The sequence below is a fragment of the Marinobacter aromaticivorans genome, from assembly GCF_002806975.1.
GTDB lineage: Bacteria > Pseudomonadota > Gammaproteobacteria > Pseudomonadales > Oleiphilaceae > Marinobacter > Marinobacter aromaticivorans.
This window is the reverse complement of record NZ_NIHD01000019.1, coordinates 1-24,836: the sequence shown is the minus strand read 5'-3', so window position 1 is coordinate 24,836 and position 24,836 is coordinate 1. Positions and strand designations below refer to the sequence as shown.

Below are 24,836 nucleotides of genomic sequence, written 5' to 3'. Positions count from 1 at the left end.
GTTAATGCGCGTAAGGAGCTCGCAATTCTCACAACCGCATCAGGTCGTTGTAAAGAGCAAACACCATTAATGTGAGGATCATTGCCATACCAATTCGTAATCCAAGTGCCTGAGCCTCTTCTGAGAGCGGTTTTTTACGGATAGCCTCGATGGTGTAATACACAATATGACCGCCATCCAGAACCGGCACCGGTAACAGATTGAGAATACCCAGACTGACACTGAGATAGGCCAGGAAACGGATAAAATCTTCAAACCCTGAACTGACACTGGCCTCAGCCACTCGGGCAATGGTAATCGGGCCACTCAGATTACTGGGTGAAAGCAGGCCTGTAACCATCTTTTTGATGGCTACAAGGGTGAGACGGGTGTCTGCCCAGGTTTCTTCCAGGGCAACGGGGATCGCCGCAAATGGGCCATAACGAACGTCCCGCATAACATGGTCTGGCCATGAGACCGCCTTAACGCCCGCACCGACAAATCCGATCACTTCACCATCTTCCAGTGTTTTTTCCGCCGGCGTTACCTGTACAGTCTGCTCGGAACCCGCACGCTCAATGGTAAGCGCCAGCGTCTGCTCAGGTGCATTGCGAATAAATTCAACCAGTTCAAACCAGTCTTTTACCGGTTTCTGGTTCACGGCAACAACTCGGTCACCTTCCTGAAGGCCGGATGTCTCGGCACGACCGCCGCTTGCAATCTGGCCAAGCACGGCGGGCACCTCAGGCCGCCAGGGTATAATGCCGAATTCGGTCAGGGGATCCGGCGTTTCATCACTGAGGTGCCAGCCACCGAGTTCGCCACTCAGGGTTCCCCGGGCTCCGCTGCTGGAAACGTCAAGCGTAATCGTGCCCTGTTCACCTGCGCGCTCCAGGATCCGCATATTCACATCACGCCAGGAACTCACACGGTGCCCGTCCACTGCCTGGATTTCCATGCCCTCACGCAAGCCCAGGTTGCTGGCAACACTCTCCTCCGCGACATCACCCACAATCGGAGCAACATGGGTAACACCCACCACACTGAGCAACCAGTAGGCCAGAACAGCAAAAAGGAAGTTGGCCAGAGGGCCCGCGGCTGCAATGGCAATGCGTTGCGAGGGCGGTTTCGAGGTGAACGCCTGGTCTCTGAGCTCTTCGGGAACCGGGCCCTCCCGCTCATCCAGCATTTTGACATAGCCGCCCAGCGGGATGGCTGCTATCGCAAACTCGGTACCATGGCGGTCATACCACGAGAACAGCGGTTTGCCAAAACCCACTGAAAATCGCAGTACTTTGACACCGCATCGACGCGCGACCCAGAAATGGCCGTACTCATGAAGGGTAACGAGGATCCCCAGAGTCAGCGCAAGCGCAAGTATGGTTTGAATAATCTGCATAGCATTCCTGATTTGAGCACCAGCCTGGCGATACTCTGTAAACTATATCAGACAGTTAGCAGTCTGATCTGTTCCCATGCCTTTTGTCTTGCCTCTGTGTTCTTGGCGAAGATGACATCAAAGCTGTCTGCCGGCACCACGGGTGTTACCGAGAGCGTTCGTTCAATAACAACCGGAATATCCGTAAACGCCAGAGCCCCCCTCAGGAATTCGCTTACCGCCACCTCATTGGCGGCATTGAGTACCGCTGGCGCTGTACCGCCTTCTGCAAAGGCCTCGGCCGCCAACCTCAGGCAGGGAAAGCGCTGTAAATCCGGGCGCTCGAAATGAAACCGCCCTACTGCGAACAGATCCAGAGGCGCGACTCCGGCATCAATGCGCTCCGGCCAGGCCAAACCATTGGCGATGGGAGTACGCATATCCGGGCTGCCGAGCTGCGCCAGTACAGAACCGTCGGCATACTCTACCATGGAGTGAATGATGCTTTCCGGATGCACATGAACTTCAATGCGATCGGGTGTGGTGTTGAATAACCAGCAAGCCTCGATCAGCTCAAGCCCTTTATTCATGAGCGTTGCTGAATCGACCGAGATTTTCTGCCCCATGGACCAGTTTGGATGGGCGCAGGCCTGGGTTGGTGTAACCGAGCGCAGTTCTTCCAGGCTGTGGTTCCGGAAAGGCCCTCCGGATGCTGTCAGCAGAATACGGGTAATGCCGGCGGCCTCCGGATCACGAACTTTCTCTGCCGGCAGGCACTGGAATATGGCGTTGTGTTCAGAATCGATCGGCAACAATTCTGCACCCGAGGCAGCCACCGCGTCCATAAACAGCTTGCCAGACATAACCAGTGCTTCTTTGTTGGCCAATAGCACACGCTTGCCTGCATGCACTGCCGCCAGGGTTGGTGCAAGCCCCGCCGCACCGACAATAGCTGCCATAACCGTGCAGGCTTCCGGCGCTGAAGCCACCTCACACAACCCTGCTTCTCCGCTCAGCACGGAGATCTCGGGGAAATCCGACAACAAAACGGCGAGCCTCTCGGCCGCGGCAGCATCTGCCATGACGGCAATTCTGGGCTGAAACTCACGGCAAAGTGTTGCCAGCTCCTCCGCACGGGTGCCCGCCGTCAGTGCATAGACCGAAAAGCGCCCGGGATGGCGACGCACAACATCAAGAGTGGAGAGCCCGATGGACCCGGTGGCACCAAGCACCGTAAGAGAGCGGGACATCATGCTCAAACGTGCCCGGCTGTGAGCCAGCCCAGCAGCGTGATAATAAGCGCAAATACCGGTATGGCCGCTGTCAGGCTATCGATACGATCCATGATTCCTCCGTGCCCGGGAAGCAGGTTGCTGCTGTCTTTTATGCCCCTGAAGCGCTTGAGCATGCTTTCCAGCAGATCCCCCAGTACCGATACCAGGCCAGTTACAAGGCTTGCGCCGACCAGGATGAAGGTCTCTGCAGCAGTTGCGGCGGCGAGCCAGCTGACAACCAATGCCAGAACGCCCACGGCCACAAGGCCGCCATACACACCTGCCCAGGATTTACCCGGGCTCACCCTGGGGGCAAGTTTGGCCTTACCGAAAGCCCGGCCGGCAAAGTAGGCGCCTATGTCTGCCACCCACACCACAAAAAACACATACAGGATAGCCAGCAAGCTGTTGTCTACCGCACCGAACTGAAAACCGCTCGCACGGATATGGTTCAGCCCGACCCACGCCGGCACCAGAACCAGCACCCCCATCACGGCCCGCGCCGGCACACTGCCCCAGCGTTCGGAACCGGCCGGGTAACTGCGAACCAGCATAAAGCACACAATCCACCAGAGAAGAGCCAGCCAAAGCACCGCAACAGCATAAACATTAACGAGGCTATAGAGAATGATGGCAATGATTGCTGCATAAGCAATCCGCCCAGGTTGCTGCTTCAGGCCGGACATATTGGCCCACTCCCAGGCACCCAGCGTGATAATCACCGCCGTGAACAGGGCAAATCCCATGGGCGGCAGAAAGAAAATACCGCCAATCGCGATGGGGGCCAGTATGAGAGCGGTGATAATTCGGGTCTTTAGCACAATAGAGGTCGCTGTAATTCGTTATTGTTGTGACAACTTGGCCGCAATCTGGTCATCTGTCTGGCCAAATCGACGCTGACGCCCGGCGTAGGCCTGTAACGCTTTCCGCATCTCGTCCTCTTTGAAATCAGGCCAGAAAACAGGGGAAAAATACAACTCGGTATAAGCCAGTTGCCAGAGCATGAAGTTGCTGATCCTCTGCTCACCCGCCGTGCGAATCATGAGATCCGGTAAGGGAAGATCGCCGGTGCTCAGGCGTTGCTGAATCAGGTCATCCGTAATATCAGACGGTTCAAGCTGGCCACACTTCACCATATCCGCCACCTGCCGGGTAGCCTGCGCGATATCCCAGTGGCCACCATAGTTTGCAGCAATGACAAGCGTCATCCGGGAATTGTTGCGGGTGAGCTCTTCCGCTTTCGCCATGCGCTCTTGCAGGGTCGTATTAAACGCTGACCGGTCACCTATGATCCGCAGGCAGATGTTATTACGGTGCAGTTTCCTGACTTCCCGTTCCAAAGCGAAAAGAAACAGCTTCATCAGAGCTGATACTTCATCCTTCGGACGACGCCAGTTTTCGCTTGAGAACGCAAACAGCGTGAGCACTTCCACGCCTTCCCGGGCACAGGTTTCAACAACAGATCTGACCGCATCCACACCTGCCTTATGCCCCGCCACTCCTTTCAACCGGCGTGCTTTGGCCCATCGGTTGTTACCATCCATGATAATGGCCACATGCCGGGGCCGGCTATCAGCCGACACCGGAATCTCTGCGGATACTGGTCCCGTCATGAAATCCCCTGTGCAGCCAGCCGAATTTCGCCGCTGGCTGTGTGTTTCGCTTGCAAGTGGGCTGAAGTGATCAAACCGCCATCAGGTCTTCTTCTTTAGCCTTTAACATCTTCTCTACTTCAGCGATGTAGCGGTCGGTCAGCTTCTGAACTTCGTCTTCACCCCTGCGCTCTTCGTCTTCAGTAATATCCTTTTCTTTCTGCAGCTCCTTCATCATGCTATTGGCATCGCGGCGCGCGTTTCGTATGGAAACACGGGCGTTTTCTGCGTCCGCTTTCGCCTGCTTGACCATTTCTCTGCGGGTTTCCTCGGTCAGCATCGGCATAGGGATACGGATCAGATCGCCGCTGGTCGCCGGGTTAATGCCGAGATCCGAAGCCATGATGGCCTTCTCGATAACCGGCACCAGGTTCTTTTCCCATGGCGACACCGTCAGTGTACGGTTATCTTCCACGTTCACACTGGCAACCTGCTTCAGCGGCGTTTCCTGGCCATAATAGTTAACCATGACACTGTCCAGAATAGACGGGTGGGCGCGACCAGTCCGGATTTTGTTGAACGCCGAGCCAAGGGCCTCCAGGCTCTTTTTCATTTTCTTTTCGGCTTCAGCTTTTATATCGTTAATCACGTCATTATCCTCAATTCGTTCGTCGGGCTATCAGGCAACCCGTTATTCGATCAGTGTACCTTCTTTCTCACCGGTTACGATGCGGGTCAACGCGCCCGCACGATTCATATCAAAAACCCGCAGCGGCATACCGTGATCCCGTGCCAGGCAAATGGCGGTAAGGTCCATCACACCAAGTTTTTTATCCAGCACCTGATCATAGGTCAGGTTGTCGTATTTCTCTGCATTTGGGTCAACATGTGGATCGGCAGAATAGACCCCATCCACCTTGGTTGCTTTCAGAACCGCGTCTGCCTCAATCTCGATACCACGCAGACAAGCGGCCGAGTCCGTTGTAAAGAAAGGATTGCCGGTTCCGGCGCAGAATATAACCACATCGCCGTCTTTCAGATCGCGCACAGCGCGACGGCGGTCATAGTGCTCCACAATACCACTCATGGGGATAGCCGACATCACGCGGGTGCGAATGTTTGAGCGTTCCAGCGCATCGCGCATGGCCAGGCCGTTCATAACCGTTGCCAGCATGCCCATGTGATCACCGGTAACCCTGTCCATGCCGGCCTCGCTGAGTGCGGCGCCACGGAACAGATTGCCCCCGCCAATAACCAGGCCCACCTGAACACCGATACCGACCAGTGCGCCAATCTCAAGCGCCATCCGATCAAGAACTTTGGGATCAATGCCGAATTCATGCTCACCCATGAGGGCCTCACCACTGAGTTTGAGCAGGACGCGATTGTATCTTGGCTGGTTTTTCGGTGGTACCGACATATGGATCCCCTTTTGTCTGTTGACTGCTACCCGGCGTGAGAGGCACTGCAGGCTTGTATCTGACATATCCCTCGATCGCAAAAAAGGGGCATCTCAGATACAAGCCCGCCACGAGAGCCGGAAAGCTCCGGCCAACGTGGCAGACTCAAGTAGTGCTGCAGCTCGCCGCTACAGCACCTGAAAAGGGATCAGGCCTTGCCTGTGCCGGCTGCAGCAGCAACCTCGGCGGCAAAGTCCACTTCCTCTTTTTCAATACCTTCGCCAACCTCCAGACGAACGAACCCTACCAGCTCAGCACCGGCAGACTTGATCAGTTCGCCGACAGTCTGATCCGGGTTTTTCACGAAAGGCTGTTCAACAAGACTGTTTTCCTTGAGGAACTTCTTGATACGGCCGCCCATCATCTTTTCAACGATTTCGGCAGGTTTGCCTTCCATATCCGGCTGGGCCTTGATGACTTCTTTCTCTTTTTCAAGCTCTTCTGCAGGCATGTCTTCCGGCTTGGCAACACGCGGATTAACGGCCGCAGCGTGCATTGCGATATCGCGAGCCAGCTCGGGGTCACCTGCTGTCAAGGCAACAACCGAGGCAATCTTGTTGTTGCTGTGAACGTAGCCACCAACAACCGGGCCTTTCACTTCAACCACACGACGAACGGTGATGTTTTCACCAATTTTCTGGACCAGCGCTTCGCGTTTGGCTTCGAGCTCGCCATCCATCAGCCTGGCAACGTCAGTCTCGCCTTTTTCGAAAGCAACGTTCAGCACGTCATTAGCAAAATCCAGGAAGTTGTCATCGCGAGCAACAAAGTCTGTCTCGGAGTTTACTTCCAGAATGTAGGCGGCGGTGTTGTCATCAGAAATCCTGATCAGAGACACGCCTTCAGCAGCGGTACGGCCAGCCTTCTTGGCAGCCTTCAGGCCGGAAGACTTGCGCAGCTCTTCAATTGCAGCATCAACACTTCCGCCAGCTTCAACCAGCGCTTTTTTGCACTCCATCATGCCAAGGCCAGTGCGCTCGCGCAGCTCTTTGACCATTGCAGCGGTAATTGCAGCCATGTTCAGTCCTCTTAACTTTTCCGAATTCGGTGGGAGGCATACCCGGAAACACATCGGGTATGCCTTACATCTTAAAAGCAATGCCTGCGCATTACTCGGCAGCCGGTGCGGCTCCTGCAGACTCTTCGGCGACTTCTACGAACTCGTCAGCACCGCCCTGGGTTGCTTCCAGGCAAGTGTCTGCAACGGCTTTAACGTAGATCTGAATCGCGCGAATGGCATCGTCGTTACCCGGGATCACGTAATCAACGCCGTCCGGGTTGCTGTTGGTATCAACAACACCGATAACAGGAATACCCAGCTTGTTGGCTTCCTTGATGGCGATACGCTCGTGATCAACGTCGATAACAAACATTGCGTCGGGCAGGCCACCCATATCCTTGATGCCGCCGATGGAGCGCTCGAGCTTGTCCATCTCACGGGTGCGCTCAAGAGCTTCTTTCTTGGTCAACTTGTCGAAAGTACCGTCTTTGCTCTGGGCATCCAGATCACGGTAGCGACGAATGGACTGGCGGATGGTTTTGTAGTTGGTCAGCATACCGCCGAGCCAGCGATGATTAACATAAGGCTGGCCAGCACGCTCTGCTTCTTCCTTGATGATCTTGGCCGCTGCACGCTTGGTGCCCACGAACAGGATCTTGTTCTTGTTCTCTGTCAGTTGCTGAACGAAGTTCAGAGCTTCGTTCATGGCAGGAACAGTCTGCTCAAGGTTGATGATGTGAATCTTGTTACGGGCGCCGAAGATGTACTTCGACATTTTCGGGTTCCAGTAGCGGGTCTGGTGACCGAAGTGAGCACCTGCCTTGAGCAGGTCACGCATATTTACCTGAGCCATGATAATTACCTTGATTTAGCTTCGGGTTAGTCCTCCACGCGTCCAATTACCCCAACCAGGCTCCCTTATATGTCTATATGTCGCTATAGCTTCTGCAACTATAGCTCCATAGCAGGAGCAGGCACCCTGGGGCAACGTGCTGACACGTGTGCGAATTTGCCGGATTCGTTTCCAGCGGGCGCGTTTATACCACAAAACCCGGGCCTTACGCCATTAATTTTACGCAGCGGCTTCCTTGTACCCTGAGCGCGCGCCCCTTAAAATGCCCGTTTGACACAAATCAATGGGAAGCCCAATGCAAGTTTCGATCAAGACCCCGGAAGAAATTGAAAAGATGCGTGTAGCAGGCCGCCTGGCAGCTGAAGTTCTCGAGATGATCGGGGAGCACATCAAACCGGGCGTCTCAACTGAAGAACTGAACCGGATCTGTCACGATTACATCGTCAACGAGCAAAAAGCGACGCCTGCCCCCCTGAACTACAAAGGCTTTCCAAAGTCCGTGTGCATTTCGGTCAACCATGTTGTCTGCCACGGGATACCCTCTGAGAAGAAGATTCTGAAAGACGGCGACATTGTGAATATTGACGTTACCGTTATAAAAGACGAGTACCACGGCGACACCAGCAAAATGTGGATCGTCGGCAAACCCAAACCCGGTACCGAGCGTCTCATCAAAATCACTCAGGAATGCCTCTACAAGGGGATTGAACTGGTAAAGCCGGGCGCACGCCTGGGCGATATCGGCCATGTAATCCAGCAGCACGCTGAGAAACACCGCTATTCCGTGGTTCGGGATTATTGTGGCCACGGTATAGGCAAGGTATTCCATGAAGATCCACAGGTTATGCACTATGGCAAACCCGGCACCGGCATGGAGCTGAAAGAAGGCATGACCTTCACCATCGAGCCCATGATCAATCAGGGCAAATACCACACCAGGCTGCTGCCGGATCAATGGACGGTTGTCACCAAAGACCACAAGCTGTCAGCGCAATGGGAGCACACCATTCTGGTTACTGCAGATGGGCACGAAGTGCTGACCAGGCGTTCGGAGGAGTCGTTCTAAGTGGAGCATCATGATCTGGAGGCCAGGATCAGCCGGGACAAGTCCCCTGTTATGGCAGCCAGGCAGCTGCTCAAGGAACGCTATGATGCAGACGCTGACGCGTTTCGCCAGGGCGCGGACGTAAGAGCACTGGTGCATTCCAGAGCAGACACGGTAGATACGGTGCTGCGGCTGATCTGGGATCGTTACCCCTTTTCCGGCTCGTCCGATATCGCGTTGATTGCCGTTGGCGGATACGGTCGCGGCGAACTTCACCCCCATTCGGATATCGACCTGCTGATTCTCACACGTAACGGTATAGAGCCGGACTGGCAGGATGATCTGGGCGCCTTTGTTACGCTGCTTTGGGATCTCAAACTCGACATCGGCCACAGTGTTCGCAGCATTGAAGAGAGCAAAGCAGCAGCACGAGGCGATGTTGCCACACTGACCAACCTGCTGGAAACCCGGACTATTGCCGGACCGGATGACCTGCGCAAAGAGCTCAGCGAACAGGCCTATTCCGACAACATCATCACGGATCGTGACTATTTCATTGCCAAACGCGACGAGCAGAAACGCCGACATAAAAAATACAGCGACACCGAATATAACCTGGAGCCCAATGTAAAAAGCTCCCCCGGCGCGTTGCGGGATATACAGACCATCGGATGGATTACCAAACGTCATTTCGGCCTCCAGAGCATTGCCGACCTGACCCGCTTCAGCATCCTGACCGACGAGGAACACCAGGTTCTGATTGAGGGCGAAACCCTGCTGTGGCGCTTGCGTTACGGGCTGCAGCTGATCGCAGACCGCAATGAAAACCGGCTGCTGTTTGACTATCAACGGGCCCTCGCCCAGATGCTGGGCTATAAAGATGAAGGCAAGCGCCTGGATGTCGAGCTGATGATGCAGTCATATTATCGTACGGTGCTGGCATTGGCAGAGCTTACAGACGTCATCCTGCAGTTTTACGATGAAGCGATACTGGGCACCGGCACAGACGACAATATCCAGCCGATCAACAAGCGCTTCCAGATTCGCAACCACTATATAGAGGCGGTAAACAACCAGGTATTTGCCTACTCACCCTACGCCATCATGGAAATATTTGTGCTGATGGCCCAGCATCCGGAAATAAAAGGCATCCGGGCCACCACCATCCGGTCTTTGCGTGCACACAGGCACCTGATTGACGATGCTTTTCGTTCCGATCTGGCGGTTACGTCCCTGTTCATGGAGCTGTTAAGAACACCCCACGCGCTGGATGAAACCCTTTCCGCCATGAAAAAATACAACGTGCTGGGCCGCTATCTGCCAGAGTTCGGCCAGATTATCGGCCAGATGCAGCACGACCTTTTCCATATCTACACCGTTGATGCCCATACCATGCGCGTTATCCGCAATATGGTGAGGCTGAACAGCGATGAAGCCCGGGACGACTACCCTCTGGCCGCCAAGCTGAATCACGGCATCCCGAAACGGGAAATTCTTTATATTGCAGGCTTGTACCACGACGTCGCCAAAGGCCGGGGCGGAGACCATTCAGAACTCGGCGCCCGTGATGTGGAGTCCTTCTGCCAGCGCCATCATCTGGGTGAGCGCGACACCCAGCTGGCGTCCTGGCTGGTGGAAAACCACCTGTTGATGTCGATGACGGCACAGCGCAAAGACATTTCCGACCCGGACATCATCCAGTCCTTTGCCCGGGCCGTCCCCAGCCAGGCGCACCTGGACTACCTGTATATACTCACGGTGTGCGATATCAGCGCCACCAACCCCAAATTGTGGAATACCTGGCGGGCATCCCTGTTGCGCCAGTTGTACATCGAAGCCAAACGGGCCTTAAGGCGTGGCACGGAAATTCCGGTTGACCGGCAGGAATGGCTGCGAGCCACCCAGTCTGAAGCACGGGAAATTCTTCATGCCCAGAACATCATGGACGAACAGATAGATGCTATCTGGGATACAGTGGATGAAGATTACTTCCTGCAGGACTCTACTATTGATATAGCCTGGCAAACGGCGGCTATCATCAACCATGGCGACACGCCGGGGCCACTGGTGCTCATCCGCGACACCCACGGCGGCCCGACCGATGGCTACTCCCAGATTATTATTTACATGAAGGACCGTGCCACTCTGTTCGCTGCAACAACAGCGGTGCTGGAACAGCTGAATCTCAACATTGTTGATGCCCGCATCAGCTCGAACGAGGGTCCCTACTCCATCAGTTCCTACGTGGTGCTGGACGAAAAAGGCCAGCCTTTGGGTGTAGATCCGGCCCGAAAAGAACGGGTGCGCAAGCGGCTGATAGAAGAGCTGGACAACCCCGAAGACTACCCGGACATCATTCATCGCCGCACGCCGCGGCAACTCAGGCACTTTGCATTTCCCACCGAAGTGCTGTTCTACAACGACACCGTCAATGAACGCACCGTGATTGAACTGATCACCCCCGATCGTCCGGGCCTGCTGGCCAGAATTGGGCAGGTGTTTCTGGATCACCGTATACGTTTGAGCAACGCCAAAATCGCTACACTTGGCGAGCGGGTGGAGGACGTATTCTTTGTGACCGACGAACACGGTCAGCCTATAAGTGATCCTTCCGTATGTCATGCCCTGCAGCAGGACCTTTGCAAAATGCTGGATGACATTCAATGAATCCGAATCTCGACAGGCTGGCCCTGCCCAAGGAGGGCCATAATCCCGGCAAAAACCGGGTACGTATGGCACTGGTTGCGCCGTTGGAAGAATGCGTTGAAGCCGCACGGCGTATTGTTGAATTTGTTAAGGCAAACTGACCATGAAACTGTATGGCATCCGCAACTGTGACACCGTCAAAAAGGCCCGGAAATGGCTGGATGAACGCGGTATCGCTTATGACTTCCATGATTTCAAAAAGGAAGGGCTGGACGAGGCCCGCCTGGCCCGATGGGAACAGTCCGTAGGCTGGGAAACCCTGCTGAACCGCCGTGGCACTACCTGGCGCAAACTCAGCAACGAGGTTCGTGATACCATTAATGCCCAATCTGCCCATGACATCATGCTGGAAAACACCTCCATCATCAGGCGGCCCGTGGTCGAGTATAACGACTCGATTCATGTGGGTTTTAACGCCGCTGACTGGGAAACACGTTTCAAATAAACAGGAGTAATCGCCACATGAGCTTTGCATTCGGTATCGGTATCGGCACCCAGAACAACCAGGGCGAATGGCTGGAGGTTTTTTACCAGCAGCCGATTATGACACCCGAAACAGAGCTGATTGATGTAGTAGAAACCGCCCTTGACTACAAAGGCGGCAATCAGGCTATCCAGACAACTGCAGAACAGCTGACACACTTTGCCAACGCCCTGCGCCAGACCGGCGCCACCGAGCAGGCTTCTCTTGCAGAAAAAGCCGCCAACAGCAAACGCCCGGTTGTCGTAACCGTGCTGGAAACAGACGACACAGCATCCAGCACGCCGGAGGTTTACCTCAAGCTGCACCTGATTTCCCATCGGCAAGCAAAACCCCACGACCTCAAACTTGACGGCATCTTCGGCCTGCTGCCGAATCTGGCCTGGACCAACGAAGGCGCAATTGATCTGAATGAACTCCCTGAACGCCAACTCAAGGCTCGCATGGAAGGCCGCCTCCTGGAAGTAAAGTCGGTAGACAAGTTCCCGCAGATGACCGATTACGTGGTACCCGATGGCGTTCGCATTGCAGACACAGCGCGCGTGCGTCTCGGCGCTTACGTGGGCGAAGGCACAACGGTAATGCACGAAGGCTTCATCAACTTCAATGCCGGCACCGAGGGCACCAGCATGATTGAAGGCCGTATCTCGGCAGGCGTGATGGTCGGAAAAGGGTCTGATCTGGGTGGCGGTTGCTCCACCATGGGCACGCTTTCCGGTGGTGGCAACATGGTTATTTCCGTTGGCGAAAACTGCCTGATTGGCGCCAACGCAGGTATTGGTATCCCTCTGGGTGATCGCTGCAAGGTTGAAGCTGGCCTGTATATCACGGCCGGCACCAAGGTTGCCTTACTGGATGACAGCAACAAACTTGTCGAAATCATAAAAGCCCGCGATCTTGCCAACAAGCCGGATTTGCTGTTCCGCCGCAACAGCCAGACTGGCGCGGTTGAATGCAAAACCAACCAGTCTGCCATCGAGTTGAATGAAGAGCTCCATGCAAACAACTAACTCACCTACGCTTGAGCTCGCCATGGCCCTCATTCGTCGTGAGTCGGTCACGCCGGATGATGCTGGATGCCAGGGACTGATGATGTCCCGGCTCGCCCCTCTGGGTTTTACCGGCGAACACATGCGCTTTGGCGATACCGACAACCTCTGGGCCCGCAGGGGTTCAGAGGGGCCGGTGCTGGCGTTTGCCGGCCATACCGATGTAGTTCCACCCGGCCCGGAAAAAAACTGGGCCCACCGGCCATTTGATCCGGTGATAAAGGATGGCTACCTGCATGGCCGCGGCGCGGCCGACATGAAGGGCAGCCTTGCCGCTTTCATCACGGCATGCGAGCGCTTTGTATCGGCTCATCCGGATCACCGGGGCTCCATTGCCCTGTTGATTACCAGTGATGAGGAAGGCTCCGCCCAGAATGGCACGGTGAAGGTAATCGAAGCCCTGGAAGCCCGTTCGGAGAAATTCGACTGGTGCCTGATAGGCGAACCCTCAAGCACCCGGGAAGTCGGGGACGTGATCAAGAACGGCCGGCGCGGATCGTTACACGGATATCTTACTGTGCACGGTGTTCAGGGCCACGTAGCCTACCCTCACCTGGCGCAGAATGCCGTGCATGCGGTGGCTCCTGCCCTGCATACACTGGCCAACGAATTCTGGGATAACGGCAACGATTTCTTTCCTCCTACAACCTTTCAGATCACAAAGGTGGAATCCGGTACCGGAAGCAACATCATTCCCGGCGAGTGCCTGGTTCATTTCAACTTCCGGTACTGTACAGAGAATACAGCGGAAAGCCTTGAAGAGCGGGTAGTGGCAATCCTTGACCGTCACAACCTCGAGTACGATCTGCAGTGGCACCTCAGTGGACGCCCTTTTCTTACCGACAAGGGCGCACTGGTATCTGCAAGCCAAAGCGCCATCCGTACCGTGACCGGGCGTGAAACCGAGCTCTCCACTTCAGGGGGTACTTCCGACGGCCGTTTCATTGCGCCTACCGGCGCGCAGGTTGTGGAACTGGGCCCGATCAACGCTACCATTCACAAGGCAAACGAGTGCGTGAAAGCGGACGATCTGGATATCCTGACGCGCATCTACGAACAGATCCTGGTGGAACTTCTGGCCTGACTGGCGCCTGATCACTGGCCGCTCCCGCTATCAGTAATGCGGCGGCGGAGACTCTTCTTCCTCACGCTTGATGCTGGAATGGGAAACGTCTTTGATCTGGCTGTGCAACAAGCGTTTTGCATCCCAAAGTTCGCGAATATCCATCTCCTGTTTCGCCACCTGCTCGCTCAGGGTGTTGATAACATCATCCTGGAAGGCAAGCCGCGTTTCCAACTCGTCCAGCCTGGTTTGCAGATCTTTCTGACTCATGGGGTGCTGAAGCTCCTTTGCGTAAATGGATAAAAAACCCGTCAAATGCATTCTGTTCCCGGACATCCGGCCAGTTGCTTGGTCAGCCACCAAAATAATCTGCTATCATGCCGCTTTTGCCCGCCCAAGCTTCCGTTTTCAGGAAATCAGGCGGTTTTCACCGGCCGGATAGGAGATTTTACCCGATATCCGGTTTTTTTATCGTCAGCATTAGTAAAAATGGAGAATTTTCAGTCAATGCGTAATCCAGCCAAAGCGATCCTTGTTGCTCTCCTGATCGCAATTCCAGCACCGTTGGTACTTGCCCTGCTGCTGTCATTTACCCCTGAACCGCTTCGCCTGATTGCCGTAGGTGAATTTGTGGAAGCTCTGGGCAGCACTCGTGGTATCGCCGCATACATCATCACCCTCATTGTCTTCGGTATTGCCGGTTTTCTGGCCGTCGCCGTTGCAGCCAGGCAGCAGTCTGCATCCAGCACCTCACACAGAGGCAGTTCATCGTCACGGAATCAGGGTTCCACCCAGACGTATACCGATAATGACGTCAGTTATGATGACGACAGCCCTGAGGGCGACGAAGAAGGCACCGTAAAGTGGTTCAATGTTAAAAAAGGATTCGGTTTTATTGTGCGCGACAACGGAGACGAAGTTTTCGTTCATTTCCGGGCCATTCGCGGAAGTGGCCGACGGGTTCTTCGCCAGGGGCAGCTGGTTCGTTTCAACGTGGTTGACGCCGATAAGGGTCTGCAGGCAGATAATGTGTCTATCCTGAGCGATTGAAACCTGAGCTGATGTGAAAAAGGCAGCCCCCTCTCAATCAGGGGCTGCCTTTTTTTGTTCCTGACCACTCACTTCAAAACAGGTCAGTTCCAGACAACGAGCTGCTCACCCCGGCTATCCAGCCGCCACCATTTCTCGTTATCCACAGGCTCGCCCTCTTTCCATTCTCCCGGGCTGCAACGAATTTCAGTATCCAGCTCGCGCCACGCACTGCGTGCGCATTCCAGATCGCTGTTCCAGGGTAACTGCTCACCTTCGATAATCAGTGAGGTATACCGCTTGCCGAACGCCTGTGGATACAGAGTGATGTTCAAGTGGCTCCCTCCGAATCCGGCCGTGCCTTTCATAACTCTGGAAACATCGCTGTCATCCAGTGTCAGTTGCTCAACCTGGCTTTCCAGCCAGCGGCAAACGGCGCCTGCTTTGAGGTCACGAATGTAGATTTCCAGATCCTGCACTCGCAGATTCTCCATGCTGGTGGTCATAATGCAGCACATAGTGAACCGGGCCGGGCCCGCCTGCAACCCGGCGCTCAAGTTCTTGCCGAAGATCCTCAGCAGAGAGCCGGCGCAGTGCCCCTGCAGCTTTGCGTTCGCGCCAGTCCACTTCAGCCGCGGTGGGCAACAGATCGATTTCTTCAAGGGACTGCTCGATTTCATCCAGCGGCTCTTGCCTCGCCATGGCAACCAGGCTCTGGCGCCGGAGTGTATCTGCTTGCCCGGAGAGCGCCACAGAGCTTGCTGGCCCACGCCGGGCGAACAGATCCAGCCGGGCGGCGGCCCGCTCTACCCATTGCAGCATTCCTCCGGGCGTACAAACGCACCGGCTGCGCCGGGATGCTGCAAACTGGATAGCCGATTGCGGCAGCTGAACACTCCAGCGCCGCTCGATCCCGGCCTGATGTGCAACCAGAATGGCCTTGCGCTGTACCACACTGGAAAGCGGCATATCGGCTATCTCCAGCGTTCGCCCAAGGCGATGCTCCAGTTTGCGCTGGCTGCCCGGATCATCATGCGTATCCGGCCCCAGAAGCACAACCGGACCTTGCCAGCCCTGAAGCAGCTCGGAGGCAAGACCGGAAGATCCATCCATCAGTTCCAGCAAATCGGCTGGCGTTACGTTATCCAATACCAGAACCGGCCAGTTTTTTTCACTGGCAACAGGAATAACGGCAAGCTCGCTGGCCATCAGCTCGGTTTCGCGGCGCAGATCCATTTCAACATAGGGTTGCGCCAGCGAACCCAGCATTGAACGCAACCATACCGACTTGCCACCCCCACGCTCGCCACGAACCCAAACCAGCGCGTCACGCGTTGCAGCCAGTGTTATGGCAACCTCTTCCGCCAGTTCTATCCATTCAGGATCGGTAATAACAATGGGAGCTGCTTCGTGCTCTTCAGTCCCCACGGTCTCATTAGTCAGATCGGCGGAATCCGGCCACTGCGAAACCAGTTCAAGCACCGCAACGTAGGCTTTTTCCTGCAGTCGCTCGGCGTGTCTTGCAAGCACTGCCAGAAGTTGGGGCCAATCCAGCCAGGCTGGCTCGTCAAACGTCTCCCGGGCCGTGGCAAACCAGTACATGAGCTGTGAAGACAACAGGCCTTCACCGCCGACTTCCGTCACAATGGGCTGCTCACACTGGATGGTGCGGGTCAGCTCGTCCATATCCACACCAGAGCTGCGCAGAAACTGGCTTGCTGAGGGGCTGGCGTCCAGCAGTGCAAGCAGGAAATCTTCAGCCGTAATGACGGTACCACCACGACGATTTACATGATCGCGGGCACTAAGCAACGCAGTCTGACATTGTGGGGTCAGGCATCCCTGCCAGTCTTCCATAAAAACATCTCCCTGTTTTTTCGCATCATCCTGATGCCGTTAAAGTCATATCAATAAAGTATTCTGCAGAACCGTGGTGATTCTATGGCCGTTTTCAGACATCTTCAAATCTTACTATGTCGTCCTCACCCGGAGGAATGCAGGCAGGCTGCTCTGTGCCTAATGAGCCCGATGATCAATCACCAGTTTCCCGTATTCTCCATGCTGAGCCAGGGTTCTTTGGGAGCCAACGGCTCACCCTTTTGCAACAGTTCGATGGATATGTTGTCCGGAGTGCGGATAAATGCCATGTGACCATCCCGCGGCGGGCGATTAATGATGACACCATTTGCCTGCAGCGACTCGCACAGGGCATAGATATCATCAACTCTGTAAGCCAGATGACCGAAGTTGCGCCCGCCGGTGTACTCTTCGGGGTCCCAGTTATAGGTCAACTCAAGCATCGGAGCCCTGGCTTCCCGGGCCCGGGATTCGTCCTCTGCTGCTGCCAGAAACACCAGTGTAAAGCGCCCCTTGTCGCTGCTTTTCCGATCAATTTCGACCATACCAAGCAGGTCGCAGAAAAAATGCAGAGTCTGATCAAGGTTGCTTACGCGGATCATCGTATGTAGATATTGCATACAGCCTCCAGTGATTTTCTGTTGCCTCATTCAGGGAGAGCTTGTGGCCCCAAAGCCCTTCATGGCAGGCCCTCACCTTTAATAAATAACAGTTTACGGTATTCTGAGCGCATGGATGCAAACTTCGCCCCTCATCTGTTCAGTACCTATCGTACGCCAGCGGTACGACACCTTGCCTGGTTATGCCAGGCACCGCAGCTCCTGAGCGCACCGATTACCTTTGAACCGGCACGGCATCTGCCGTCAAGCTACCGCAATATCCTCGAAGCCTGGGATCAGGACAATAAAACCGCGCCGGCACTGTTGAGTGAGCCGCCACAACCCAGGCTCGGCTTCTATTTTGAAAGACTGTATCAGGTTTTACTGGAAGACTTGCTCGGCTGGCCCATTCTTCTGAAAAATCAGCAGATCCAGTCGCATGGGCGCACCATCGGCGAACTGGATTTCGTGGTGCATAATCGCGCAGACAACCGTATTGAACACCACGAAATTGCCATCAAATTCTATCTTGGTGTGCCTGAGCAAACCGGCATTACCCTATGGTATGGCCCTAATGCCCGCGACCGGCTGGACCTTAAAACAACCAGCCTGCTCGAACAACAAAGCCGGCGTACATGGCTGCCGGAAACAATCTCCATGCTCTCCGAGGCTGGCATTACAGCCCCGCTAACGCCACAGATCTTCATGCCAGGGTATCTCTACTACCCGGATGCCCCACAGGTACTGACTCCCGATTATGTTCCTGACACGCATCTGCGCGGGCACTGGATGTATGCGTGCGACACCAAAACATCAGACACGTCGCACTGGGTTCTGCTCAACAAACCGCACTGGATTGGCAACTGGTTTCAGGCGGAGCCACCTGATGCCGAGCGGGCTCTGGAAGCTCTGGAGCGCGTCGAAAAGCGGGGCGTTCCACAGCTTTTTGCCGTGCTGCAGGAAGATCATCAAACCGGAATTTGGGAAGAGGTAGACAGGGTGTTCGTGGTGCCGGAAACCTGGCCATAAGCTCCCTGCCCTGGCGGCCCGGGCAAAGGCCTCAGCTATCCAGCAACCCCCGGGCCCATTCCGGTAACGACTCGCAGCAGCGTTGCCATTCCCCGTTTCCCCAAACAGCGACACGAACAAAGGGTTGATCCAGGCTTGAGTTATCAACAAGATGCAGCTCATCCACCAGCCCGATACATTCACGCAGGTTCGCGAAAGTTCTCGGAATCCGGCTCTCTATCTTTTTTTCAGGCACATTGTGACCGCCAGCCTGAACACGAGTCATAACACGAGCCTTGTTGAGGTCTGCAGTTTCCAGATGAAAATAGAACATCCGGATGCGAAAGCCCGCGGCCTTGGCGGCCCCCACAAAGTCTATTTTTGAAGGATGGGAAAAAACAGTTTCAAAACAGAAGCTCTGGCCATCCTTCAGAAGGCGGAACCGTTCTTTCTCAGCAATCAGGGCCGCTTCATAACTGTGCTTTTCCGGTGAATCCGGCCAGAGACTGCGGGCAATCTTATCGGCATTGACCAGAGGGATATTGCGCCGGGCAAGAAAGCGCTCGTAAAACGTGGATTTGCCAGCACCATTACCACCAACCAGCAGCCAAAGCTCAGGCTGCATCGTCACGGTCGCTCAAGGTTTCGAACCGCCCGTTACGGAACTGTCCGATCTCGCGCGTACCATCGGGATAAACCGCTTCCAGATAACCCGGTTTATCCGCAGCAGCCTGATACACCGTGCGCCCCCGGGCAATCGAGCGGCTCAACTCGCCGCTGTCGCGGGCCTGATCCACTTCTGTCCACAAATCGTCACTGGTAACCGTTTCCGCGATCACAGGCTCCACACTAACGCGCCGGATCCCCTGAAGTATCGCAATCAGATCTTCCGCACTCACCTCTCCCGAAACCGCGCGGCCTATCTCCGCCCAGTACTCAATCTGCTTGGGAGTAGAACGCCGATGAACCTGCCCTTCGGCAGCCGCGTGACGAATCAGGTTGTCGTCCAAACGAATGGCTGTAGTCATGGGGCCTCCAGTGGTCTGACCATTAATAGATACAGGTTACCATCCGGGTTGCGTTTTGCAACAAATGTTGCAGATTGCCAGAAAGTTCGGGCTATGGTTCCCGCATTGCTGATCAGGTGATCATCGATGTTTTTCAAGATTGGGATTGCAGACTTGGCGCCTGAAGGTTTCGCCCGCCTTATCCTGAGCACTGCTCGAAAAGTATCCCCTCAACAAACATAATTCGAGGGTTGTGGCATCTGCCGTCAAATCGCCAAACACCCTTGCCTCAAATTGGCCAAGAGCCATCAGGGCGCTTCTGGCGATACGCTTCCATCGAAATCCTGCCCAGTTGCGGTGTAAGTTTGCAAACCCGGCTGCCCCACGGATACTGGCTTTGCCGCTGATATAATTCCCGCCATCCTTCTCCGTCTTTCCAGGAGTCCAGATCAAGGTCACGCCAGTACCGGGGGTTACGACCGGTTTGCTTATCATGTTCAGCAGTAACCGGATCTAGGTGACGAAAGGGTTCCAGGCGCGGTGTATCCGGCAAGGGCTGGGTCACATCCATGTAGCGCTGAAGCATATCCCACAGGGCCAAAACTTCGTGCTTTTCTGCTTCAATGGTGCTGAAGGCGGTCTTGTTGAAGGTTTTCTGGGTGTAGCGGTGTACCAACATGAGTCGATAGAAGATGCCGCCTTGCTGAACAACCCGCTCAACATAGGCATCAAACTCCACAAAAGGCGCGTCGAAAAAGCGCTTTCGGCCGAGGGCAATGCGAACCTGGCCTGTGAGGCGGTTGAATTCACTGCAACCATCTTCGAGGGTGTCGTCCAGTTTTTTATGGATGTTTTTTTCGAAAGGTTTGAGAAAAAATCCGAGTCCGGTGCTCATTAGCCAGTTGGTGGTGACTGGCGTGATCCAAATTGCGAAAGCAAACCAGGATAAAGTCAGAATAAAGCCAACAACCATCACAACTATGGCACTAAAGTCTGAAATTCCGGGTTGATCAAGTATTTTTACTGTCCCCCAACAGATCACCCCAACCCCACTGAACCATAAAAAAAGCACCCAAGTGAGAGGAATAATTAATAACAGGAATTTGAGGCCTAGCTTTCCATTCAAAAACCGAATTTTATGGTGATCCCACCACCAGTCTTTGTCTGTGAACTCCGGGTCAGTCTTTTCATGATCCTGAAGTGCCTCAACATCCTGAATGGTTCCGTGGTACGGGATGGCACCCACGTAGGTACCAACAGGCTGTAGCTCTTCGCCAATACGGGTGCGCTTTGTTGAACTTGCCGGTAATGGGTGTATAGCCGAGGCCCTGAAAGCCATGTGCGTATACGCAGGCACAGCTTGTTCGTTACTCATGCGGTTACCTCTGTGAAAAACCAATAAGGGGATTTAGGCTGAGAATGAGGATCCAATGCTGTCCGATCCTTAGGTGGTGGGCTACTGTGGCTGGCCATATTATATGGTTCGTAATCGCCATAAACGGGCGCAGGAAATACCAGCGGCCCAAGCTCGGTATCCAAAGTAACCTGAAGCCCAACTCGTACTCGCGTCTCCACCGACTGTTGATAGAGTATGCTGCGATATTCACTGTCACTGAGCTCGCGTTTCACCAGAAACCGAACAGCGGACTGATTCGGTAGGGATTGCCTAGCCACGACATTCGTCAGCGGTGTAGCTTTGAGGAGTAAAGTACTGCTAACCGGCGCAACCGATCCCGGAGCAACAACACTTGCATTAATTGATTGATAAGCAACTTCCTGAACGACCATATTTAACGGCCTAGCAGGTAGATCAGCTCTGCACTCGGTTCCATGGAAAAGATTCAACCGACTAACGAGAGGGAGTTGCAGAGTTATCACATAATCATCCGGCCGGGGGGAATAATTCCGAGGAGATAGTGCTGGGTCTGGCTCAACATCTGCATACTTTTTAGCCGTCACCTCTATCGGTGAAAGCAGGGTTAGCAACTGATTATAATAAGCACGGTCGTCTTGCTGAGTTAGCAGACTGTCTGGGTAGACGCCCCAAGGACCACGCTTTAACATCTGCTCAAATGAATCGTCTGCTACTGAATCTGCAAAGAGCCCACCTCCAACTACCATCGACATTCCCAATACCGCCCAGCCCCAGCCCGGTATAGCCAACAGAGTCGCCATGAGAGGGGATGCTAGAAACACCAATCCTCCAGTGGCGGCAATCAAATGACCAGTTGCAGCATCGAAATCCTTGTTTAACAAGCTAATTCGCATTTCCCAATAGCTTATTCCAACGCCAATGGCACCCGCGACAAAGCTTGCAAGCCCGACCGTGCGCACCAATGTGGTAGCCTGCAATGCTTTTAATCGGCTACCGACGAGTACCAAGTTCTTCATATCAAATAACGGGCGTGTTGCTACTCTATAAACGCCTGATTTATGAGCTGCATTCTCGCCAAGTACCACGCTGAATTTTAATGATGCCGCAAGCAGGTCAGCACCTGCACTTGCGAATGTCCTTGTGATCGCTAGCGCCAGACTACCCTGATCTTTTTGTTTCCATGTCTTCCATAAAGATTGCGACTCCAAAAAGATATTAAACGCTGCCAAAATCACCAGCCCCCGGGACACAGCTGGTCCATCCACAACTTTCCCAATACGTTTGGCAAAATCCACCTTCAGCAGCCCAAGCTTCTGAGCCTCAGTGTGCACATCCGGCGCAAAGAACACCATGGTTCCACCGGCTACCTTATTAACAGCTTCTTCTACAGAATCAGCGGCTCGTGTGGGGCTGCTCGATGCAATTACCTCATCAGAACTGTCCAGTAGGTCTGCATACAAATAGTCTTTTTTTCGTGTGAGCACGCCTTCTGTGTGGTCAAAATCATTTAATCCCCGGTCGAGCCCATTTCCTTTCACACCTAGAATTGAACCGCTGATAAGAGCTCCAGCCCGGTCCATCACCTTAATACTTTTCAGCTCGGGATCAGTTAAAGCAAGGTTCGATGAAACAGCCTGCATAACTCTCTGCAATTCGATCTGCTGAATCTTTCCCTCTTCCATCAGACGCTTACATACTGCCAATATCGCGGAGCTCCACTCTGACAAAGCACCGGATACTAACCCTCCAACTTTTCCCGCATTGGAAATATCCTTAATAACGCTATCACCGCTTTCTGTTTTCTCTTGCAGCTGCTTCTCCAGATAGACTAATGACTGCGTATTCAGGCGGTTTAGCAGTGCCTCATCAATCTCGACGCCCCCATCAGCAAGCGCTCGCAAGCGTTCATAAGGAGACGGCATCTCGCCCTTCTCATCAGTTGAACTCTCAGAATCAGGTTGCGGTGACCAATCAGCTAGAAAACTTCCCTTGAGTATCCATTGTTTTAATCCGGTTAAGACCTCGACATCACTGCTTGCACCTTGAGCTTTAAGCACGCCGGGGATCTGCTGCAAGACATTGAGTTTATCCGCCACCAACAAATAGGCTTCACAGATCGCATGATCACTGCATGTCCGGTAATCTTCAAAAATTGGATCAAGCTCCCCTATCTTGATCGTGGCTATCAGGTCTTCGGCGTGCTGCTCAATGATGCGAATGGCATGATTCTTTTCAGACGTGTGCAACACTTCATCTAACTTCTGCCGGTCTATGGCTTCTGCATACTTTGCCAATGATGGTTTTTTACCACCTGCTTGCGGATCAAAAACCGCCTGCCGGATCAGCATTGCAGAATGAACCATCGGGTTTTTCTGAAGAGACACGTCAATCGCATCAAGATAATGCAAAGCCAGGTGCAACTGAGCAAGCGAATGCCTCAGCTTGAAAAGCGGGTCTGGCAAGGCAATACAAGCTAACCCTTTCTGCCCTCTCAGGTCGGCCAGCCGGTCTTTGTCGGGATCACAGCTGATATCAAGCTTTATGGGTTGCTCACCTTCTTCCTGGGCTCCACGCAAACGGGCGGCAAGTTTTACACAGAGTTCGGAATCAGATGGAGTTTCGAAGGCTGGCGTAAAATCTCGTGGATTTTCCAGCATTAGCTCAACGCCGAGATCCCTTGCCCGCATCTCTGGCAGATCCTCAACCCTGGAAGCCGGAAACCCGGTCTTGAAGCTGATGCCCTCTGCGGTAGTTACAGCCCAGGCATGACCAATGCCTGTTGTGCGGGCATTCCTGGCCTTATCGTCGGCCTCCAGTTTCTGGATATAGCTCCAGTCCCATTGCACCTCACTGTAAGCCATGCGGAAGTCGTGCATAACCGCTTGCCCCTGCAAGAATACGGGCACGAGTACATCGTCGAACCATTCACCTTCCGCTGGTCGCTCAACCCGTAATTTACTATCCGGGTTATCTATTTCATCCCGGGCGGTCGTGAGATCAACATCGCTCACTTTTGAATCTGGCCCGATCTCCAGCTCACGCCACAGCCTGCCTCGGCGAAACACATATAAGTAGCCTGGCCGGAGCATCGCAACAGCCTTACCTTGATAGACTGAGGCTCCATAACCTGTAGAGACAGGAAGTGCGCTTTCGATTTCTGCAAAGGGTTTAATCCTTAACAGGGTGTTCTCCTGATGGTCTTCCCGTTCAATATTCGACCGGGCATTTTTCAGAAGCGGAATAGTAATCTGCCCCCCTTCCCGCTTGTTGATTGTGAGCACCAGGTCATGGGGATTGCTATCATCGTATTCCGCTTTGCGGCGAACTGAACGTTCCCTGGATTCATCAGTAAAAGTTACAGAACCTGTCACGCTTTGCCCCCTTCTGAAGAATCTTTGATAACGTCAACTGCTCCCCCGCAGTTATTCCCTCCAATCACTTCAACAATGAGCTTTCGGTCGCCACCAGGAAGTTCTTCTGTATGAAGTGGGTCTGCAGACGCCTTTTGACGCGTACCCACCTGCGCAAGTGCAACCGCAGGCGGCGAAACAGGCGTATCGCCATCCAGGTTCTGTGGCAACTCCGAGCTTTGGGGACTAACGCCACTCCCACTCCCCGGCGCCCCACCCGAATTAATCTTGATCGCCGGGCCACTCAGCGTTACGCCACTGGGATCCAGCTTGATAAAGCTGCCGCTGCCGGAGATGGTGATTTCGGCACCGGCATCCAGCACCACTTTGGCGCCGGCTTTGTGGTGAGCTTCGCTGCCGGCTTCACAGAGGGTGGCGCTGCCGGATTTCTGGTGCAGGGTGCCGGCAATGGTCTGGTTGCAGTCGGCTCCGATGGTTTGACGTTTTTCACCGTCGATGGTCTGGTGCCTGCTGCCTTTTACGTGAGTGAAGCGGTCGTTCCCAACGCTCAGGTGGCTGTCGTTTTTGATGACTTCGGTGCGGTTGTTTTCGGTGAGCAGATCCAGGTCTTTTTGCGCGTGGACGTAGATCTGTTCTTTGTCCGCTTCATCCTCAAAGCGCAATTCGTTGCTGCCCTCCCCCTTGTGAGTCTGGGTTTTCAGGGTGGTGCG

The 24,836-nt window shown here is 54.3% G+C and carries 25 protein-coding genes; 8 read left to right on the top strand and 17 right to left on the bottom strand.

Annotation, left to right across the window (positions count from 1 at the left end; genetic code table 11):
* Window positions 1-28 precede the first annotated feature (28 nt).
* The 8 genes from rseP to rpsB form a co-directional block, all read right to left on the bottom strand.
* Window positions 29-1,378 carry an RIP metalloprotease RseP gene (gene rseP / locus CDH48_RS17765; protein WP_100690059.1) on the bottom strand — a complete coding sequence of 450 codons (1,350 nt, stop codon included), beginning with the start codon at window positions 1,376-1,378 and terminating at the stop codon, window positions 29-31.
* 47 nt (window positions 1,379-1,425) lie between these two features.
* Window positions 1,426-2,610, bottom strand: a complete 1,185-nt coding sequence (ispC, locus tag CDH48_RS17760) for a 1-deoxy-D-xylulose-5-phosphate reductoisomerase (protein WP_100690058.1) — start codon at window positions 2,608-2,610, stop codon at window positions 1,426-1,428.
* A gap of 2 nt (window positions 2,611-2,612) precedes the next feature.
* Window positions 2,613-3,452 (bottom strand): phosphatidate cytidylyltransferase, encoded by an 840-nt coding sequence (locus CDH48_RS17755; protein ID WP_100690057.1) that lies wholly within the window; start codon window positions 3,450-3,452, stop codon window positions 2,613-2,615.
* 21 nt (window positions 3,453-3,473) lie between these two features.
* On the bottom strand, window positions 3,474-4,244 hold the full coding sequence (gene uppS / locus CDH48_RS17750; RefSeq protein ID WP_100690056.1) for a polyprenyl diphosphate synthase: 771 nt from the start codon (window positions 4,242-4,244) through the stop codon (window positions 3,474-3,476).
* 70 nt (window positions 4,245-4,314) lie between these two features.
* On the bottom strand, window positions 4,315-4,872 hold the full coding sequence (gene frr / locus CDH48_RS17745; protein WP_100690055.1) for a ribosome recycling factor: 558 nt from the start codon (window positions 4,870-4,872) through the stop codon (window positions 4,315-4,317).
* 42 nt (window positions 4,873-4,914) lie between these two features.
* Window positions 4,915-5,643, bottom strand: a complete 729-nt coding sequence (pyrH, locus tag CDH48_RS17740; protein WP_100690054.1) for a UMP kinase — start codon at window positions 5,641-5,643, stop codon at window positions 4,915-4,917.
* 188 nt (window positions 5,644-5,831) lie between these two features.
* Window positions 5,832-6,701 carry a translation elongation factor Ts gene (gene tsf, locus CDH48_RS17735; protein WP_100690053.1) on the bottom strand — a complete coding sequence of 290 codons (870 nt, stop codon included), beginning with the start codon at window positions 6,699-6,701 and terminating at the stop codon, window positions 5,832-5,834.
* Between the two features lie 91 nt (window positions 6,702-6,792).
* Window positions 6,793-7,536 (bottom strand): 30S ribosomal protein S2, encoded by a 744-nt coding sequence (rpsB, locus tag CDH48_RS17730; RefSeq protein WP_100690052.1) that lies wholly within the window; start codon window positions 7,534-7,536, stop codon window positions 6,793-6,795.
* A 295-nt stretch (window positions 7,537-7,831) separates the two neighbouring features.
* Here rpsB and map point away from each other — a divergent pair, with 295 nt between their 5' ends.
* The 6 genes from map to dapE are packed head-to-tail and all read left to right on the top strand — an operon-like array spanning window position 7,832 to window position 13,901.
* Window positions 7,832-8,602 carry a type I methionyl aminopeptidase gene (gene map, locus CDH48_RS17725; RefSeq protein WP_100690051.1) on the top strand — a complete coding sequence of 257 codons (771 nt, stop codon included), beginning with the start codon at window positions 7,832-7,834 and terminating at the stop codon, window positions 8,600-8,602.
* The gene (locus CDH48_RS17720) at window positions 8,603-11,248 is read left to right on the top strand and encodes a [protein-PII] uridylyltransferase (protein ID WP_100690050.1); all 2,646 of its coding nucleotides are present in this window, start codon (window positions 8,603-8,605) and stop codon (window positions 11,246-11,248) included.
* Window positions 11,245-11,388 (top strand): hypothetical protein, encoded by a 144-nt coding sequence (locus CDH48_RS19140; RefSeq protein ID WP_157807861.1) that lies wholly within the window; start codon window positions 11,245-11,247, stop codon window positions 11,386-11,388. The genes CDH48_RS17720 and CDH48_RS19140 overlap by 4 nt, the downstream gene beginning before the upstream one ends.
* Window positions 11,389-11,390: 2 nt before the next feature.
* Window positions 11,391-11,732 (top strand): ArsC family reductase, encoded by a 342-nt coding sequence (locus tag CDH48_RS17715; RefSeq protein ID WP_100690049.1) that lies wholly within the window; start codon window positions 11,391-11,393, stop codon window positions 11,730-11,732.
* A gap of 17 nt (window positions 11,733-11,749) precedes the next feature.
* Window positions 11,750-12,778, top strand: a complete 1,029-nt coding sequence (dapD, locus tag CDH48_RS17710; RefSeq protein WP_100690048.1) for a 2,3,4,5-tetrahydropyridine-2,6-dicarboxylate N-succinyltransferase — start codon at window positions 11,750-11,752, stop codon at window positions 12,776-12,778.
* The gene (gene dapE / locus CDH48_RS17705; protein WP_100690047.1) at window positions 12,765-13,901 is read left to right on the top strand and encodes a succinyl-diaminopimelate desuccinylase; all 1,137 of its coding nucleotides are present in this window, start codon (window positions 12,765-12,767) and stop codon (window positions 13,899-13,901) included. The genes dapD and dapE overlap by 14 nt, the downstream gene beginning before the upstream one ends.
* Before the next feature lie 30 nt (window positions 13,902-13,931).
* Here dapE and CDH48_RS17700 read toward each other — a convergent pair whose 3' ends face one another.
* The gene (locus CDH48_RS17700) at window positions 13,932-14,150 is read right to left on the bottom strand and encodes a SlyX family protein (protein ID WP_100690070.1); all 219 of its coding nucleotides are present in this window, start codon (window positions 14,148-14,150) and stop codon (window positions 13,932-13,934) included.
* Window positions 14,151-14,387: 237 nt separating this feature from the next.
* On the opposite strand from CDH48_RS17700, the gene CDH48_RS19675 reads away from it, so the two are divergent.
* Complete coding sequence (locus tag CDH48_RS19675) at window positions 14,388-14,930, top strand: cold-shock protein (RefSeq protein WP_100690046.1); 543 nt, start codon at window positions 14,388-14,390, stop codon at window positions 14,928-14,930.
* A gap of 83 nt (window positions 14,931-15,013) precedes the next feature.
* Here the strand turns inward: CDH48_RS19675 and CDH48_RS17690 are convergent, their stop codons facing one another.
* From CDH48_RS17690 to CDH48_RS17680, 3 genes are all read right to left on the bottom strand, one after another.
* Window positions 15,014-15,388, bottom strand: coding sequence for a hypothetical protein (locus CDH48_RS17690; RefSeq protein WP_100690045.1), 375 nt, complete (start codon window positions 15,386-15,388; stop codon window positions 15,014-15,016).
* Window positions 15,360-16,766 (bottom strand): hypothetical protein, encoded by a 1,407-nt coding sequence (locus CDH48_RS19785; RefSeq protein ID WP_100690044.1) that lies wholly within the window; start codon window positions 16,764-16,766, stop codon window positions 15,360-15,362. The genes CDH48_RS17690 and CDH48_RS19785 overlap by 29 nt, the downstream gene beginning before the upstream one ends.
* A 179-nt stretch (window positions 16,767-16,945) precedes the next feature.
* Window positions 16,946-17,386, bottom strand: a complete 441-nt coding sequence (locus CDH48_RS17680) for a VOC family protein (protein WP_100690043.1) — start codon at window positions 17,384-17,386, stop codon at window positions 16,946-16,948.
* A gap of 111 nt (window positions 17,387-17,497) precedes the next feature.
* Here CDH48_RS17680 and CDH48_RS17675 point away from each other — a divergent pair, with 111 nt between their 5' ends.
* Window positions 17,498-18,394, top strand: a complete 897-nt coding sequence (locus CDH48_RS17675; protein WP_100690042.1) for a DUF1853 family protein — start codon at window positions 17,498-17,500, stop codon at window positions 18,392-18,394.
* Window positions 18,395-18,425: 31 nt separating this feature from the next.
* On the opposite strand, the gene CDH48_RS17670 is transcribed toward CDH48_RS17675, so the two are convergent.
* From CDH48_RS17670 to CDH48_RS17650, 5 genes are all read right to left on the bottom strand, one after another.
* Entirely contained in the window at window positions 18,426-18,998 is a 573-nt protein-coding gene (locus tag CDH48_RS17670; RefSeq protein ID WP_227521161.1) for an AAA family ATPase, read from the bottom strand.
* Entirely contained in the window at window positions 18,988-19,401 is a 414-nt protein-coding gene (locus CDH48_RS17665; protein WP_100690040.1) for a TA system antitoxin ParD family protein, read from the bottom strand. The genes CDH48_RS17670 and CDH48_RS17665 overlap by 11 nt, the downstream gene beginning before the upstream one ends.
* Before the next feature lie 268 nt (window positions 19,402-19,669).
* Window positions 19,670-20,755, bottom strand: coding sequence for a hypothetical protein (locus CDH48_RS17660; protein WP_100690039.1), 1,086 nt, complete (start codon window positions 20,753-20,755; stop codon window positions 19,670-19,672).
* Window positions 20,752-24,126 carry a toxin VasX gene (locus CDH48_RS17655; protein ID WP_100690038.1) on the bottom strand — a complete coding sequence of 1,125 codons (3,375 nt, stop codon included), beginning with the start codon at window positions 24,124-24,126 and terminating at the stop codon, window positions 20,752-20,754. Before CDH48_RS17655 ends, CDH48_RS17660 begins: the two co-directional genes overlap by 4 nt.
* Window positions 24,123-24,836 (bottom strand): bacteriophage T4 gp5 trimerisation domain-containing protein (locus CDH48_RS17650; protein ID WP_406564999.1); only part of this gene is annotated, 714 nt, incomplete at its 5' end. The genes CDH48_RS17650 and CDH48_RS17655, both read right to left, overlap by 4 nt.